Consider the following 17,022-nt stretch of genomic DNA (forward strand, 5'->3'; position numbering starts at 1 on the left):
GCACCGCGCAACATTCTTATACGCTACCAGCCATAAAAGCGCGTTCTAATATTTCTTTTTTCAATGCAGCTGTCATTGCAATTGATTCAAGAAATTTAACGCCTACTAACATTCCTTTACCTTGTTGACGCACACTGACGATTTGGCAAGCGAGATCTTGTGGTAGAAGTGGGGAGAGTGTGGACTTTATCTCAATAAACATATCTTTTTCTAAATGGTGCAAGCCAGGAATAAATAGCGCGCAGCCAGAAATAGAAAAGTCGATCAATTTCCCTTTAAATTGATGCTCTCCTTCATGCATAACGGCTGGCAAAGAGAGTTTATAGCGCTCGTGCTCACGGATTGGTTTGGTCACAAAGTGCTTAGGAAACTTGATAAACAGTAATCCGAACGGTTTAGAAATACTACGAATAATCGAGGTTTTGAACGCGAGTATATGACCTAATTCAGTGTCACAAATCCCACGCAAAATGATTTGGATATTAACTATTTTTCGCATCACCAAGTCTTCACGAGCTTTAACGGGCATATCGATCAGTACGTATCTTTCACGTTTGCATCCGACAATTGTCGTTGAAAAGCTGTAAGAATCCTCAGGTCCGAATTCAATAGTGACGAGGATTTTCATGCATGGCTTAAGGAGTTTGATGAGATCGTCGCTGTTAGTATTCGGAATTGGCATTGAGTGGCATCGTCGTTACGGAAATATAGCTTTACTATACCCCGTGATTTTTACGTCACCTACTAAGAAAAAGTAAAAAACTCTCAGAAGATCATGTTTCTAAGAGCTTTTCTCAAGTTTAATTCTAGTGGCTACATCTTGTGTTAAGCACTGATGCGTTGACATTCGCAAGTTGATGATTGGTCGATATAATCATTTAACTGATCAATTTGTTCAGTGTTAAATGTTAAGCCGAGTTTACTTCTGCGCCATAGGATATCTTCACATGAAGAAGCAAATTCATAATGTAAGAGATAATCGACTTCGCATTGATAGAGCCCAAACGCAAAATGTTTACCCAGATCAGAACTACTTTGCACATTATCGAGCATCACCGAAGCTCGGCTACCATAATTAGTGATCCAGCGGTTAATGGTCGCTTTATCAAGATCTGGGAAGCGCTGCTCAAGCTGCTGTTTGAGCTGTGCTGGATAAAAGGCTTCTCCACCAGGCAGTGGTTTGTTTGCGGTCCAACTGTCAGACATTTGATTAAAAAATGGTTTTAATTGACCCATAGCAGATTCAGCTAACTTGCGATAAGTGGTTAACTTTCCACCAAAAATAGAAAGTAGTGGCGCATTATCAGCTTGTTGATCCAATGAGAGTGTATAGTCCCGAGTAATGGCTTGTGGTGAGTCAGACTCGTCATCACATAGCGGGCGTACACCGCTGAAGTCAGCCACAATATCATCTAATGTGACCTGATGGATAAAGTGCTTATTCACAACATCCAATAAGTACTGTTTTTCTTCGACGCTAATTTTCACTTGACGAGGATCACCTCGGTATTCGACATCGGTGGTGCCTATCATTGAATAGTGATCAAGATAGGGGATCACAAAGACGATCCGTTTATCTTCGTTTTGTAAAATATACGCCTGCTCTTCATCGTGAATTTTCGGCACGATAATATGTGATCCTTTGATAAGCCGGATACCGTAGGGAGAAGTAATTTCAATCTGCTCATCAATGAACTGTTTAACCCAAGGACCTGTTGCGTTGACAAGCGCGTGACTGCGGCGAGTAAAACGAGTTTGTGTTTTTTCATCAAACAAAGTCACATGCCATAAATCGTCAACACGACGAGCTGATTCAACGCGGCAATAGTTTTTTACTTCGGAACCGAGTTCACGTGCTTGCATCGCATTCAGTATCACTAAACGAGCATCATCGACCCAGCAGTCTGAGTATTCGAAACCCATTTTCATCTCATTTTTAGTCACCACACCCGCGTTAAGGGCTATTTTTTTGCTGGCAGGTAGTGAGGTTCGTTTGCCTAAATGGTCATAAAGAAAAAGTCCGGCACGAATCATCCAAGCAGGTCTTAGAAAAGGGCGGTGTGGTAGACGAAATCGCATTGGTTTTGCAATGTGAGGCGCTTTGCGCAACAGTACTTCGCGTTCAGCCAATGACTCACCGACTAAACGAAATTCATAATGTTCTAGGTATCTCAACCCACCATGAATTAATTTTGAGCTCGCAGAAGAGGTAGCGCTAGCAAAGTCTTTTGCTTCATACAGGCCAACTTTCAGCCCGCGGCCAGCAGCATCTACGGCGATGCCTGCCCCATTGATACCGCCACCGACAACAATAATGTCGAGCACATTGTTTTCGGCTTCAATCGAGTTGCAAACAGAATGGTTGTTCATTGAGCGTACCTATTTCGTTTTTGTTCTGTAATGTTCGTATGAAACCATTTTTTAGTCGAAATAGTTAGTTTTTTGTTTTTTTATTTTGATCTCGATCATTATTTTCTAATGTATATGCTCACTTAACCAATAAAAAAGGCGTTACGTGAATACGTAGCGCCTTTTTTATTGTGAGAGGCAATACCTTAACGAGCGAGTTTGCGATGGGCGCGTGAAAAATGGCCAGCGCAGAACGCACCGACAATAGAAAGTTCACCAGCCAGACAGAGTGATGCTGCCACTTCGGCTAACGCTTGCGAATGACCAGTACCGTGCAGACCGAGAATATCCAAACATGCCTTTTGACTCGGTAACCCTGTACCGCCACCAACGGTCCCTAACATTAAATTGGGTAAGGTTACACTGGCGTACAAACCACCATTTTTGTCCACTTCCATGCGTGTCATACCAATTGCCGATTCAGCAACGCAAGCGGCGTCTTGCCCACAGGCAATATACAAAGCAGCGAGTGCATTAGCGTAATGCGCGTTAATGCCTATCGCGCCGCTTAATGCTCCACCAACAGTCGTCATTTGGCCAAATTGCATCATAGACTGTGGCGTCGTATGCAGATGTTTATGGATGAGTTCGGCAGATAAATGCACCTCGGCAGTCACTTTTTTTCCTCTCACACTACGCAGTGTTTGGCTAGTGGCTTTTTTATCACCCGATAGGTTGCCATCAAGGAATGCGTATTCAGGCTGCACAGGAGTATTCGCCAGAATGGTTTGGAACACGGCATTGGTGGCAATAGTGACCATGTTTTGCCCTGATGCATCGCCGGTTAAAAACTCAAACACGAGGTAGACATGGTTCCCTTCAATATTGACATTAATGTCTGACAGTTTTCCGTGTGCTGTCGTGTTTTCTGCAACTTGTTTAAAGTGGTCATATTGAGTCACTATCCACGCCACAAACTGCCCAGCTTCGATTAAGTTATAAAATGCAAAGCCTGGCGTGCGAGTAACGCCTTCATTTAACAACATGGCGCTTGCACCTCCTGCCGCAGTGAGCAGTTTTGCACCACGATGATAAGAGGCAACCAAAGCGGCTTCGGTTGTAGCTAGCGGGACGAGATAATCACCTTTGGCAAACAGTCCGTTGATTCGTAATGGCCCTGCGATCCCAACTGGAACTTTGACTGTGCCAATAAAATGCTCAATATTTTTGTGGTAGCTGAGCATATCTTGCTCTGTTGAGTCATCTAAAAGCGCACTTTTGCTCGTTCGCGTGTTAAGTACTTGCCAACGGCGTTCTACATTTTTTGCGGTTAAATACGGACTTGGTGTTAATTTGAGCGTTGGAGAAGTGAGCTTGGGTTGGAGTATTTGCTCTAGCTGCTGGGCTGATATATCACCACCCAAAATAAAAACATAATCTCTTCGATGCAGGTTTAGCTTAGGCATAGCGAATCATGGTAAAGAATTTGCGGGCATTGTACTCACCATGCACATAAACACAATATTTGCTTGTGTTGCAAGTTGTGTGAAGAGTTAGGCTTGGATATCCAATATTGAACCCAGCATGTCTTGATCTCGTTGGATAATATTGGTGCCAATGCGGTTATATTGTGTAGCTTGGTTCAATTTTAGTAGGCTATCAATTTCTTCAGGTTTTTCTTCAGCTTTAGCAACAACTTTATCAAACTCAACTTTATTAAAAGCAAGCGCTTTGTCCGCTTTATCAACAGGAGAGATGTCTTTTTCCATATTGAGCTCACGAGCCGCATCCTCAGCCATTTTATTTGACTGATTGATCAGTTGATAGCCAGAATGAACACCAGATATAGACATAAGCTTATCCTCGTCGATGTCTAAAGTTTAGGCTCCGTTTACTTTTTGCACAAGAAGAAATTCGTGACTAGGAAAAGAGGCTCGAAAGCACATTCAGCTCATCATCAGTGAGTAAATTATTCGATTCATTTTCCAAAGAGTGCTTTATCTCGCCTTGTAATAAACGCAGTTGTTGAGGTGTTAAATGCTGTAATTGTGATTTTAAAGACTCAAATTGATTATGCGTCATCGACTCATGCCTCAGTAAAAAATGCGCTGCCTTCTCACCGCGGTAAGTTTGATGTCCTTTCATGGCCTTACACCTGTAAGAAAATACTTAATCTGAGATTATTCTCGACGTGGCGATTTTTTGTCCGAAAAATGTCAAGTTATAACAAGAGAAAGGTGAGAGCCGCCCGAAATTGAGCCGCTCTCATTATTACGACAATTGCTAGTTTACACGGACGGCAAACTTACTGGCGAGAGAGTGAAGCTCAGGTAGCATGCGATAAATAAGGTGCAGCTGTTGTAAGACCATTCTTACCGAGCTTTCATCTTCTTCACGCCATTCGGCTAAGCGTTTCTCTAAGCCTGCATCGTCAATGTCGCTGGTATCGCATTCATCACAATGTTCATAAAGTTGTTTGTGCAACACATCTAGGTGTTGGTGGATCACTCGGTGAGTTTCAAGTACCAGTTGGTGCGTTGCTTCATCTTCGATGCGTGTCCGATGGGCTCCAAGAGCAGAGATATAGCTGAGCAGTGCATGGTTCAGTGTCAGAAAACGGAAGCTTTCATCGATTGCCGCGCGATATTTACCCGGTTCTGCCAGCATATTACTGATCGCTGCGGTTAAATTTGCGTCTTGGTTGTGGGCATTGCGCCGTGAGATGCGATAGCTCAAGTTGTCTTTTTTACCGATGCGGTACTGACCAATAATCTGTCCCAAATAGGCTTTGTTGGCATCGATCGCATCCGCCATGACTTTATGTAATCGTTTTGATTGCCAGTCAGGGAGGATCAGCACTACCGCTGCGACGGCCAATGCGCAGCCAATCAGAGTATCGGTAAGCCGAGGCAGTACCACGGCGTAACCTTCACCCAATTGATTAAAGCAAAACAGCACTAAAAGAGTAATAAAGCCAGTCGCATAGCCGTAGTTGTTTAATCTAAAGGCGAAAAACATCACACCTGATAGTACGATAAAGACCAATTGGCTTTCTGGCGATGGGAACAAGGTTAATAGCAGCACGCCTAAAAACAGCCCCGATAACGTGCCAATGATTCGGGCCGTCAGTTTTTGCCGAGTGGCTGAGTAGTTTGGCTGACAAACAAACAGTGTCGTGAGTAAAATCCAATAGCCTCGTTCAATACCAAAACCTTGGATGATTCCGTAACCAATAGTGAGTGCAATAGACATACGCAGCGCATGACGAAATAGCATGGAATCTTTATGCAGATTTGCCTTCACCCGTAACCACATGGCTTTAAGAGTGTGGGCTTCTGTATCATACAACATGCCCTCTTCGAGCTTGTTAGCATCAGGGTTGTTAACGTTATTGAGTTGCTTTTCTACGGTTGCTAAGTTATTGAAAAGATAACCTAATTGCGCTAGTGACACCCGCCAGTCAGGGCGTTGTTGTTCTTGTAGGTAGTTTAATGAGCTTTGCAATTCATCCAAAGCCATAATTGACTCTGAATGGTGCTGATAGCTTCGCCCTAACTGAATCGATTGGGCTATTTCACGGCAGGCTTTAGCCTGTGTTTCTAATAAATGTTTAAAGCGAAACAGCACATCTGAGCGGCCAAAGTGTTCGGCAAGCTCTTGATAGCGATAATGACTTGAATTGACACGTTCATGGATATCTTGTGCCATAAAATAGATGTTGAGAAATCGGTCACTGGCACCATCAATATGGCCTCTTTTTGAACGACTCAACAAAGTGGCTTTACATTGATTGAGTGCGGTAACCGTTGCCGCGTTTAAATTGGCTTCAGCAATTCGATATGGCTGAGGGACTAAGTTCGATACGGGATGGAACAGATGGCTTTTGGACTCAAGATAATTGGCCAATTGCAAAAAAACATTCGCTAAGCTTTGTTGTACTGGTTGCATTGGCCAAAACATATGCCAAATCATCGACATGAAGTAATACCAAGCGGCACCCGTCAGGAGCAAAACGGGTTGAAACCACAAATTCACGCTTTGGTGTGCACCCAACATGGTGTAGATGGCGATAAGTAAGGAGCCAAAGGCGATGCTGGCATAACGTGGGCCAATTGCGCCAAGAATGATAAAACCAAACGAGGAGATAAATAACCCAATCGCAAACAGTGGCGGGGTATGGAAAAGCAGTTCGATGGAAAATGCAGCGATAGCAAAGCAGATAAATGTCAGAGTGAGGGATTTTAACCGTCCACTGAAACTGTCATCACTTTCAGCCAGTGCTGCGGCAATCACGCCAAGGATCAGTGGCGTAATCCAAGTATTGAGGTTGTAGTGCCACGCAGGAATGACCACGCCTAATAGAGTGATCAAAATGAGAATGCTGTAATTGACAGTTTTATTCGCCCAATAAAGGCGAATTTTGCTAGAGAGCGGCACGATACTTCAACATCCAAAAAGAAAACCATAGTGTAGCAGAAGCGTTGATTAACACTCTGATCAAGATAAAGAAAAACGTCTACTTGATTACAAAATCAACAACAGTAATCTTGACATTAATTTTTCAATGCCCACTGTGATTGGTATATCATATTCACATTCTTATAAAAGAGCATAAAACCATGCAGCTGAGCGCAAATAAGCCTGCACAATTTCTCATTCAAGACGAATATAACCAAGTTGAACTTGACCAACAGCGTTTGATTATCTCCTCGGCTGTCAGCGAAGAGCGGATCCCGTTCACGGTTTGGAACGGTAAAGTCCGTGTTAAGCGTGGTTTGTTTTGGGGAGCATTGCAGTTTTTTGCGCATGAAGATGAAGGTGTTCAACAATCATGGTTGGTGCAAGGTTTGCCTTGGCCCGAGTGCCGACAGTTTGCCCATACGGCGGTAGCGGCTTATCAACAATGGCACAATCGTCAATGTGTGCAGTTAAGTCAGTATCTGCCTCGCTGGGAGCAAGAGCTCAATCGCTTGAAGCGTTTACCCTCTTTTTTACCACACTCTTTATTAGATGTTTGGGCTTTGCAAGTGGAAGCTGATTTTTCGACGATGGACATGAAATTAGCCGAAGCACGTCAACGGCTACCTGATGCTATTGCTCAGCTCTCGCCTTGGCTTACGGATCGCTCGGCGTCCCTTGCCCAACGAAATCAACACTGGCTTGAATTGGAACGTCAAAACTGGGAAGTCTTATTCTCTCAAGTCGAAAGTTCTCCCCTTAATCTATCGCAGCAACACGCAGTGCTACTCAATGATGATCACAACCTCATCCTTGCGGGTGCAGGTTCGGGCAAAACCAGCGTTTTGACTGCGCGTGTTGCGTATCTACTCCAAAGTCACCTTGCACAGGCCCACGAAATTCTACTGGTGGCTTTTGGTCGCGATGCGTCGAAAGAGATGGAACAGCGATTAGATAGCAAAATCGGCATGGCGGCGGAACACGTTCGCGTTAATACCTTCCATCAGTTAGGGCTGAAAATTTTAAACGAGGTCGAAGGGCGAGAAGCGATCATTTCGCCAGTGGCTCTAGACAGTAACTTAAAGTTGGTATGGTGTATTGATTGGTTGAAGAAACATTGGATGACGCCGACCAATTTTAAGCGTTGGCAGAAGCATTTATCTAAATGGCCAATTGCTTATTTAGCTGGTGATGATGAACTGGGCAGCCATGTTGAAAACCCAAAGCTGATTGCATGGCTGGAAAAGCAGCTTGAGCAACTGGCTATGCTTGGTCTTGGGAAAAAGGAGCTGCAACAACGTTTGATTGACCATCCAGACTATTCAAGGCTGAACAGTGAGCTCTCTTTGTGCTGGCCATGTTACCAAGCTTGGTTACAAATGCTCAAAGAGCAAAATCAAATCGATTTTAATATGATGATCAGCCGCGCAACGGAATACGTTGAAAAGGGCAAATTTAAATCGAATTGGAAATTCATCATGATCGATGAATACCAAGATATTTCACCACAGCGATTGGCGTTGATCCAATCTTTGTGTGAGCAGCAGCCAGGAGCGTGTAACTTATTTGCAGTGGGTGATGATTGGCAGTCAATCTATCAATTTGCTGGTTCTGACGTTGATCTTACGACTGGGTTTAGTGAGCGCTTCCCACACTCGACGGTTCATTATCTGGATACGACTTATCGTTTTAATGATCAGTTGGGTGCGGTGGCTAACCAGTTTATTCAAGCCAATCCGAATCAGTTACCAAAAACACTTAACAGCTTCAAGCAGCAAAAACAAAAATCAGTTTTTATTGCACCAAGCAACAACATTGAAAAGATCTTGGATCAACTCAATCGCCAAGCGAATAGTACGCAATCTGTGCTATTGCTTGGACGAAACCATTATCATAAACCAGAGCGGCTTAACGACTGGAAAAAGCATTACCGCTCACTCAATATAGAATTTATGACTTGTCATGCCAGTAAAGGTAAAGAAGCCGATTTTGTGATTGTGCTCGGTGTTGATGAGGGGCAGTTTCCGGCTCGAGTGAAAGCGCTGCATATCGATAGTGCATTGAGCCAATCGAATGATGATTTCCCCTACGCCGAAGAGCGCCGTTTATTCTACGTTGCAATGACCCGCGCTAAAGAGAAAGTGTGGATCACGCACTCGGGCAGTGGCTCGGTTTTTGTTCGCGAATTGCTATCAGGGGATTACCCAGTGGTGAAGCAGAAATAACGCATCCTTTGAAAGAGGATGCGTTCACGCAGGCGATCAAGTTGTCTTATGTGGTGATTTGGATTTTGACTGTGTCTCTGTGCGTATGTAAAGGTTATAAGTTACATGCGTTCAGCTAGATAAGCTTGGTAATCAGGGATCTCGATATCGACCTCTTGCTCTATCAACTGTGAAGAGAACAAAAATTTAGCACTGGCGCGGTTTGTGGCAACTGGAATGTTCCAAACGCTGGCAATTCGTAGCAGAGCTTTTACATCGGGATCATGCGGTACGGCATTGAGTGGGTCCCAGAAGAAGATCAATACATCAATTTTTCCTTCAGAAATCAACGCGCCAATTTGTTGGTCGCCACCCATCGGACCGCTGATCATGCTTTTTATAGCAAGACCAGTCTCTTTGCTGAGCATGTTGCCAGTGGTTCCTGTAGCGTATAAAAAATGGCGCTGTAGTTTTTCTTTATTTTCTTTTACCCAGCGAAGTAGTTCTGGTTTGCAGTTGTCGTGAGCGACGAGAGCGACATGCTTATGCGCAGGCATAGTCCGAGTCGTTGTTTGCATTGAAGAGTCCCTATGATTCAAATCAGTATGTTAAATAGCGAAATCGCCACTTTTATTCAATCTCTTTTACGCTAAAAGTCGGCCTATATTCAGATGGAGATAACGAATCTGCAATTATCTGCGGATTGAGTGAAATAGGCGTTAAGGATTCGATAATCGGTGCGGCTTTTTTTTCATAAGGTTGCTGATTGAAAAAAGCCGCAGCTTGTTGAATGGAAAGCCTGCCTTGCTCGACCATTTTATCCGTTGGCGCAAATTCGACTCGGCCACGCAGCAGCCCGCGGTAGACGCCATGACTTAAATAGGTTGCCACCAAACCGATGTGGTTTGTCATCCCTGAGGTTCTCAATTCGCTGATCGCCGCTTCAATCGCGACGGCGCTGCCCACAATATAGCGAAGGTCAGCTCGCTCCAGCGCTTGTTGTACTAAATTACGCTGCAGTTCTTTATCATTATCTGCCCATAGGCTTTCCACTACGTTGATATCGCTGTCTTGTATTGCGCGATAAAAACCTTGGCTAACAGGTTGAGTACCACCACTGGTTTTCGGGCCAAGTAGCAAAGCTATATTGGTTTTTCCACTGCCTTGTGGGTGCTTATCAGCAAGATATTTTCCCGCGTAGTATCCCATCCAATACCAATCGACACCCACTTGACCTTGTAGCCGCGCAGCCTGCTGCTGATTGAGAATGAGCTGATTAACCGTTGCAAACACAGGCGTAGAAGCGACGTATGTGCTTAAGTCCGTTGAGTAAAGATCCGGCGCAACAGTACCGAGAATGATCGCATCAGCGCCCCAACGAACGCACAATGAAAGCTGTTCTTTTTGTCGTTCATGATTAGGATAACCACCCGATTCTAACACGCGTAAATTCAACTTCTGTTTTCTCGCCTCGTCAACCATTCCATAGTTGACTGATAACCAATAGGAATCTTTGAGGTGAGGGTATAAAGCGCAGACTTTCTTATGGGGTTCGGCGAATGTTGTGCTGCTAACCAAGCTTAAAATCAGCAGTAAAAGCGTTGGGGAAATAAGGTTTAAGATCAATTGCATTCGCTATTCGTTGGCATAACGTGAGTAAACACTGCAAAATATAGCCCATTCCGTGTTGCTTAAGAAGTAATGTTTGAGGTTGGGTGCCATGTTGTTAGCCAAAGCCAGTATTGGCCGAAAATTAATGTTGTCCTTTTCGGCAATGGCCCTGCTCGTTTTGTTATCGGCGTTGATCGGTGTGTTTGGTTTTTCGCTGGTGGCTAAAACCGAACGTAATGTGGTGAATTCTGCCATTCCTTCGATGCTGGAAGCGCGTCAAGTGTCGGAGTTAAGCACACGAATCATTACGTCTGTGCAAATGTTAACCAACTCTAAAACAGAGCAAGAGCGCCAGCAGTATGGCAAAGCGCTTTTCGATCAGCTTCAATCTTTGCTTAATCATATCAAGCAGTTGGGTGCCGATTCCTTTGATTCAGAACTGCTGACGCGCCTAGAAAATGATGTTCAAAGCGTTATCGATACACTGGCTCAGCTTGGTATTACGGTTGAGCGTAAGTTGTATCTGGCACATGACTTAAGTGTTCGAGTGGAAGAGATGCGACAACTGGCACTGCAATTGGAAGAGCTGACGCGCACTCAAGTGCTCAATACCAGTACCATCGCAGTGGCGAATGTGACGCACATTTATGACTTGCTGCAAGCCGATAAAACATCACAAGCGTACCAAGCGTTAGACGCTTTAGTGGAAGTGGACCTCGATCTTTCAGAGCGCTTGCATGAGCTTCATTTGCTGGCGTTCAAAATGCTCAGCCACATCGAAGAGACACGCACGGTTACCGATGTTGAGCGAATCCAACAGATCCAAACAGAGTTTTTGCATAACCTCACCATCATGCAGCGCAGAGTACGCGCGGTAGAAGACCCGACGCGTTCGAAGCAAATGACAGAGCTGCTTAATGAGTTAGAAAAGCGCAAAGTGGTTTTTAGTGTTTTGCAGCAACGTTATGATAACGAACAGGTCGCGAAATCGCTCACACAAAACACCTTAGTACAGTTTTCAGATCTCAATACTACCGTTAGCCGCTTAGTAGATGACTCCAATCGTACAACGACTCACGCTGTTGCGCAGCTCTCTACAACCTTGAACATGGCACAGTATACATTGACCTTATTAACCTTGGTTGGCCTTCTCATTGCAGCTTTCATTATGTGGAAGGTCGTCTATCTGTCGGTGGTAAAACGTTTAGCCGAATATTCATCGGCACTGTTATCCATCGCAAAAGGGCAACTGCAGGTTGAAGTGGCAGTCCAAGGAGAGGATGAACTGGCGCAAATGGGGCAGGCGATCATCACGGCTCGCAATACCGCGCAGTCTCTTAAAGTGGTGGCGGAAAGTGAAGCGCAGGCGAGAGAGGCGTTACAAGAACACAAAGAGCACTTAGAGGAAGTGGTTACCGAGCGAACAGAACAATTACAACACACCAATGAGAAACTCAATATGGAAGTGTTGAATCATGCCAAAGCTCGCAACTTAGCCGAGCAAGCCAACCGTGCTAAATCGGCATTTTTGGCCACCATGAGCCATGAAATCCGCACACCAATGAATGGCGTATTAGGCACGGCTCGTTTATTACAAGAGATGCCATTAACCGTTCAACAGCGCCAGTATGTGGACGTGATTAACCGCAGCGGCCACACCTTGTTGTCCATTTTGAATGATGTGCTGGATTATTCAAAAATTGAGGCCGGACACTTAGAAATTCGCAATGCCAACTTTAATTTGCATCAAATGGTGGACGATGTTTACCAACTGATGAAAGGACGTGCTGAAGAAAAGTCGCTTGAATTTACCAAGCAGATTGAACTGGATGTTGCTTCTTTTTGGGTGGGTGATATGACTCGCTTGGGTCAAGTGCTGACGAACCTTGTGGGTAATGCCATCAAATTTACCGATCAAGGTTATGTGGATATTTATGTCAGTCTTGATGCTGAAATGCCTAATCAAGTGACATTTGAAGTGTCGGATTCCGGTGTTGGAGTCAGTGAACAGGATCAAATCAGGCTGTTTGATGCGTTTACTCAAGCTTCCAGTGAGCAAAGTTACAAAGGCGGTACTGGGCTTGGTTTGGCTATCAGCAAACGGCTTGTTGAAGCCATGGGTGGCGAGCTTAAGCTTGAATCAGATTTAGGCAAAGGAAGCCGTTTTGAGTTTACTGTTCCTTTACAGCGAGGAGAGGCAGTGGATGAAGTGGTTAAAAGGCCGATAGCCGCGACGCGAGAGGCCAACATCTTGCTGGTGGAGGATAACCCTGTCAACTGCATGGTTGCTGAAGGGTTTTTGGCCAGTTTCGGTCATAATGTGCTCACCGCGAAAACAGGCGCTGAAGCTCGGGTTCTGTTTAGTGAACACAGGTTTGATATCGCACTGCTCGATATTAATCTACCTGACATTAATGGTGTTGAGCTGTTGGCGCAGCTCAAACTTATCGAACGTGAACAGTATTCGCATCTACGCCCCACACCGATGATTGCTATTTCGGCTCATGTGTTTAATGAAGAGGTGGAAAGCTATTTAGCGGCTGGTTTTGATGGCTATTTGCCCAAACCTTTAGTCAAAGAAGATCTTGCACAACTTGTCCAGCAACGTATTGAACACAATACCTTACCCGTTGAGTTGATTGTGCCTACGCACGTAACCTCGGATAGCCAAAAATCCGCTCGTCCGATTATGGACGAGCGGATCCTACTCGCGGATATTGAAGTGCTAGGGCGTGACAAGATGAATGAAATCATTGAGCTGTTCGCCGATTGCACGCATGAATACCTACACGAGTTTCGTCAATCCAGGGAACAGGCTCAGATCGTTAAGTCGTTAGCACACAAATTGAAAGGTTCAGCTGGCAGCTTAGGTTTGCATGCCTTGTTTGATCTGTGTTTAGTCATTGAGAAAAGTGCTGACTCTGCGCAAACTTATCAAGAGCTACAAGCGGAATTAGAAGCCTTAGCCGCTCAATCCATCCATTCACTCAGGTTACTGTTTATATAAATAATTGGCTGTTGGCATCATTAAAAAGGGCCTGCGACAAGCGCAGGCCAAGTTCCCTGTGGAGCAAGGTTTTTTAGGGGGAGGTGTTGAGATCACTGAATAATTTTAATGATCTCATGATTAGCGGCGCAGAACCCTACATTCTACGCGGCTAATTCTTTTACTACTGGCAACGTCAATAAACGACAGACGTTAATATTACCCACGCCTTCGATCGATTCTAATTGTGTCATCAAAATGGATGAAATATGGCGGTTAGCTGCGTCTTGTGCCAGAGCGTTAAGCACTTGCTGAGACAGCAAATCTGCTTGTGTCGCTAATGATGGAATATAGGTTGGTGTAACGCCGCGCAAAATGGTTAATTTACGCAGCAGTTCAGGCCTGTCGGAGAGTGCCCAAATGGTAGCTTGGCTTTGACAGCGAGACATCAACAGGGGTGTTTCTCCCTGTTGAGTTAAAATGGCGACCCCAAGATCTTTGTGAACCTTAGTCGCCGATATCATGGAAGAAAGCGCGAAGCTTTTGCCCGCATCGCTGCACAAATGATGCAGTTTATCCCATGAATTTTGCGCACAGCCTAACTCTTGTTCTGCACCGTGAGCGATACGCACCATCGCTTCCACTGCTTCAATGGGATAGCTTCCCGCCGCTGATTCTGCTGACAGCATAATAGCGTCAGTGCCATCAATAATCGCGTTCGCTACATCAAGCACTTCTGCGCGTGTTGGCAGCGGGCTGTCAATCATCGACTCCAGCATCTGTGTTGCGGTGATAACGGGTTTGCCTAAATAGTTTGAGCGCGCAATCAACGCTTTTTGTACGCCGGGTAGGCGAGCATCACCGATTTCAACGCCTAAATCACCACGAGCAACCATCACAACGTCGGATGCATTGATGACCGCGTCCATATTTTTTTGATCGCTCACCACTTCGGCTCGCTCTACTTTGGCGACAATGTGTGCATGACATCCGGCTTGTACCGCTAACCGGCGCGCTTCATGTAAATCCTGGGCATTACGTGGAAATGAGACGGCTAGAAAATCGGCTTGGAGTTTCGCGGCAGTGATGATGTCTCGTTTGTCTTTGTCCGTCAGTGCCGGCGCGGAGAGGCCACCACCGAGCAAATTAATGCCTTTGCGATTAGACAGCTTACCGTTGTTTATGACGCGAGTTTTTACCCACTGCTGTGGTTTGTTGAGTTCTTCGACCCGGAGTTGTACTCGGCCATCATCAAGCAGTAAAGTATCACCCAACTTCAAGTCTTGAATCAGCTGCGGGTAATCTAAGCCCACACGTTCTTGGTTACCAGCCATTGTGGGGTGAAGCCCATCGAGAATAAATGAGTCACCCGCTTTTAGAGTGATCGCACCGTCTTCAAAACAGGAAATACGGATCTTAGGTCCTTGTAAATCGACTAATATGCCGACACTGACACCAAGCTTTTGTGAAATGTCACGTACTAACATCGCGCGTTCAATATGCTCGTCAGCGGTGCCGTGAGAAAAGTTTAAACGTACAACGTTAACACCAGCATTAATGAGCTTGGTGATCATCTCACGGCTTTGGCTTGCAGGGCCAAGCGTTGCAACGATTTTTGTTTTACACATAGTGGTATCCTATAACGACACTCGCTATAGCCATTTTACTTGAAGTTATGGTGGTGCTAATTGCACTTGTCCATTGCTCTCGGCCGACATTTAGTCGATTTTTCAAGTGATTTGGATATAGAAAATAAGAATGAAAATAAGAAAATAACAGGGGGGATTATCCCCCTGTATCAAGGGTGTTATAGATTAGAGACTTGGTTTCGTTTCCAGTATCTGGCCCGTAGGAGCATCAATATCCGTTACTTTCTTGGCATTCCATACCGTAGTCGCAAGCAGTAAAGAAATCACGCCAGCGGCCAACCAGAAATATTGTGCTTGAGTAAAGTCATATTTGGTTACGCCATCCACTTCCGTCATTTTAATCAATGATGAAGACACCAGTTCTTGAGCCGAAGCGGCTAAGTAAGAGAACAAACCAATAAAGCCCTTTACGGCACCGACGGCATTTTTAGGCATTAAGTCACAAGCCGTTAGGCCAGCAAGAAATACGACAAGCCCACCAATCGCAAAACCAATTAAGCCTAGAGCAACAGCATCTACCATACGGTTATCGGGGCCGAAGAACATCAAGCACATACCTGCAATGTTGGCAAATCCGTAAAGTAGCGTTGGGATATGACGGTTAGCGTTGAATACTTTATCTGAAATGATACCAGACAAAATAGCACCCGCGAGGCCTGCAATAGGGTAAGTGGACATTGCAAAACCAGCATCAATCAGTGAATAGCCTTTGGTTTCTTGTAGGTATAACACCGCCCAAGAAGACATCGCATAGCGAGAGATATACATCGCGGCACAAGCAGCGGCAATCAGCCAGACAGTCGGCTGCTTCAAAATGAACAGTTGAGCGCGACGTGTTTCTTTTGGATCGTTGGCTTTTTTGAACTCGGGCTCTTCACCAAATGCTGTTGCAACATCAGGTAAACCATAGGTTTGCGGACGATCTTTCAGTACAAAGAACATAATCAATGCAGCGATGATGGCAGCAATGCCCGCACCGATGAAACCTGCTTGCCAGCCTAAATAACTCACTAGCGTTGCTGTTAGAATCCAAGTGATGCCTTCGCCGATATTTCGAGATCCTCCCCAAATTGAATAACGGCTTCCGCGTTGTTTAGGTGAGAACCATTGGAAAAGCGAGACGCAAGAAGGCGCAGAACCCACCGATTGGAACCAACCATTGACGGCCCAAAGTAACACAAAGAAGAATGCCGTGGTGTTCAACCCCATGAATATGGCAGTGGCACCGGAAAGCAGTAGTGAGAACGACATAAATCGGCCGATGTTGGCGTAGTCAGAAAGGAAACCGTTCGAAAACTTACCAAATGCGTAGGTGAAGAAGAAGGCTGATCCCATGATCCCGAGTTCTTCTATCGATACGATGCCCGCATCAAGCATCGGTTTTTTAACGACACCTAAACTCATACGAACCACATAGAACATGGCGTATCCAAAGACTAAGCCTAAGAATACTTGCCATTGAAAACTTTTGAAACGCGATTGCATTGCGCCCTCAGAGCTATCCGATAGCGGTAGATCTGGGCGAGTTTTAAAAAAGTTAAGCATGGAGCTCTCCATTCATCAAATACTAAATAGGGTTATTACTAAATAGGGTTGTTTCGTTGTCGGAATGCATCTTCAAACAAATGGGTATGGGGCTCAAAAGTGCCAATTTGAGGCAGAAATGACTCAAATTGAGAGTGTGAATGGGTCAAAAATGGGAATTCAGCGAAGGGTAAATTATGTTTTGCTGATAAAATTGAAATTGTAATACGCTGTTTTGCGT

Annotated in this window: 12 protein-coding genes; 2 read left to right on the forward strand and 10 right to left on the reverse strand. The window is 44.9% G+C overall.

Annotated elements, in window-relative coordinates:
- Positions 1 to 16: 16 nt before the first annotated feature.
- The 6 genes from AACQ17_RS06445 to yccS form a co-directional block, all read right to left on the reverse strand.
- Entirely contained in the window at positions 17 to 682 is a 666-nt protein-coding gene (locus AACQ17_RS06445) for a PilZ domain-containing protein (protein ID WP_019282225.1), read from the reverse strand.
- Between the two features lie 143 nt (positions 683 to 825).
- Positions 826 to 2,370, reverse strand: coding sequence for a glycerol-3-phosphate dehydrogenase (gene glpD, locus AACQ17_RS06450; RefSeq protein WP_017046399.1), 1,545 nt, complete (start codon positions 2,368 to 2,370; stop codon positions 826 to 828).
- A gap of 185 nt (positions 2,371 to 2,555) precedes the next feature.
- Positions 2,556 to 3,815: a hydroxymethylglutaryl-CoA reductase gene (locus tag AACQ17_RS06455; RefSeq protein WP_094147587.1), complete on the reverse strand. Its 1,260-nt coding sequence runs from the start codon at positions 3,813 to 3,815 to the stop codon at positions 2,556 to 2,558.
- Between the two features lie 87 nt (positions 3,816 to 3,902).
- On the reverse strand, positions 3,903 to 4,202 hold the full coding sequence (locus AACQ17_RS06460) for a hypothetical protein (RefSeq protein WP_013867906.1): 300 nt from the start codon (positions 4,200 to 4,202) through the stop codon (positions 3,903 to 3,905).
- A 67-nt stretch (positions 4,203 to 4,269) separates the two neighbouring features.
- Positions 4,270 to 4,494 carry a hypothetical protein gene (locus AACQ17_RS06465; RefSeq protein ID WP_013867905.1) on the reverse strand — a complete coding sequence of 75 codons (225 nt, stop codon included), beginning with the start codon at positions 4,492 to 4,494 and terminating at the stop codon, positions 4,270 to 4,272.
- A gap of 138 nt (positions 4,495 to 4,632) precedes the next feature.
- Positions 4,633 to 6,786, reverse strand: a complete 2,154-nt coding sequence (gene yccS, locus AACQ17_RS06470; protein ID WP_094147586.1) for a YccS family putative transporter — start codon at positions 6,784 to 6,786, stop codon at positions 4,633 to 4,635.
- A gap of 182 nt (positions 6,787 to 6,968) precedes the next feature.
- Between yccS and helD the strand changes: the two genes are divergently transcribed.
- Positions 6,969 to 9,032, forward strand: a complete 2,064-nt coding sequence (gene helD, locus AACQ17_RS06475) for a DNA helicase IV (protein ID WP_166538073.1) — start codon at positions 6,969 to 6,971, stop codon at positions 9,030 to 9,032.
- Positions 9,033 to 9,133: 101 nt separating this feature from the next.
- Here the strand turns inward: helD and AACQ17_RS06480 are convergent, their stop codons facing one another.
- Both AACQ17_RS06480 and torT read right to left on the reverse strand, forming a co-directional pair.
- Entirely contained in the window at positions 9,134 to 9,589 is a 456-nt protein-coding gene (locus tag AACQ17_RS06480) for a methylglyoxal synthase (RefSeq protein WP_026027464.1), read from the reverse strand.
- 52 nt (positions 9,590 to 9,641) lie between these two features.
- Positions 9,642 to 10,643 carry a TMAO reductase system periplasmic protein TorT gene (gene torT / locus AACQ17_RS06485; RefSeq protein WP_094147584.1) on the reverse strand — a complete coding sequence of 334 codons (1,002 nt, stop codon included), beginning with the start codon at positions 10,641 to 10,643 and terminating at the stop codon, positions 9,642 to 9,644.
- A gap of 88 nt (positions 10,644 to 10,731) precedes the next feature.
- Here torT and torS point away from each other — a divergent pair, with 88 nt between their 5' ends.
- Positions 10,732 to 13,629 (forward strand): TMAO reductase system sensor histidine kinase/response regulator TorS, encoded by a 2,898-nt coding sequence (torS, locus tag AACQ17_RS06490; RefSeq protein ID WP_240507707.1) that lies wholly within the window; start codon positions 10,732 to 10,734, stop codon positions 13,627 to 13,629.
- A 143-nt stretch (positions 13,630 to 13,772) separates the two neighbouring features.
- On the opposite strand, the gene pyk is transcribed toward torS, so the two are convergent.
- Together pyk and AACQ17_RS06500 are read right to left on the reverse strand one after the other, a co-directional pair.
- Positions 13,773 to 15,236 (reverse strand): pyruvate kinase, encoded by a 1,464-nt coding sequence (gene pyk, locus AACQ17_RS06495; protein ID WP_013867899.1) that lies wholly within the window; start codon positions 15,234 to 15,236, stop codon positions 13,773 to 13,775.
- 186 nt (positions 15,237 to 15,422) lie between these two features.
- Positions 15,423 to 16,802: an MFS transporter gene (locus tag AACQ17_RS06500; protein ID WP_026028333.1), complete on the reverse strand. Its 1,380-nt coding sequence runs from the start codon at positions 16,800 to 16,802 to the stop codon at positions 15,423 to 15,425.
- Positions 16,803 to 17,022 lie beyond the last annotated feature (220 nt).

It is taken from the genome of Vibrio sp. V10_P2A27P122, assembly GCF_963874335.1.
In the GTDB taxonomy this organism is placed as follows: Bacteria; Pseudomonadota; Gammaproteobacteria; order Enterobacterales; family Vibrionaceae; genus Vibrio; species Vibrio anguillarum.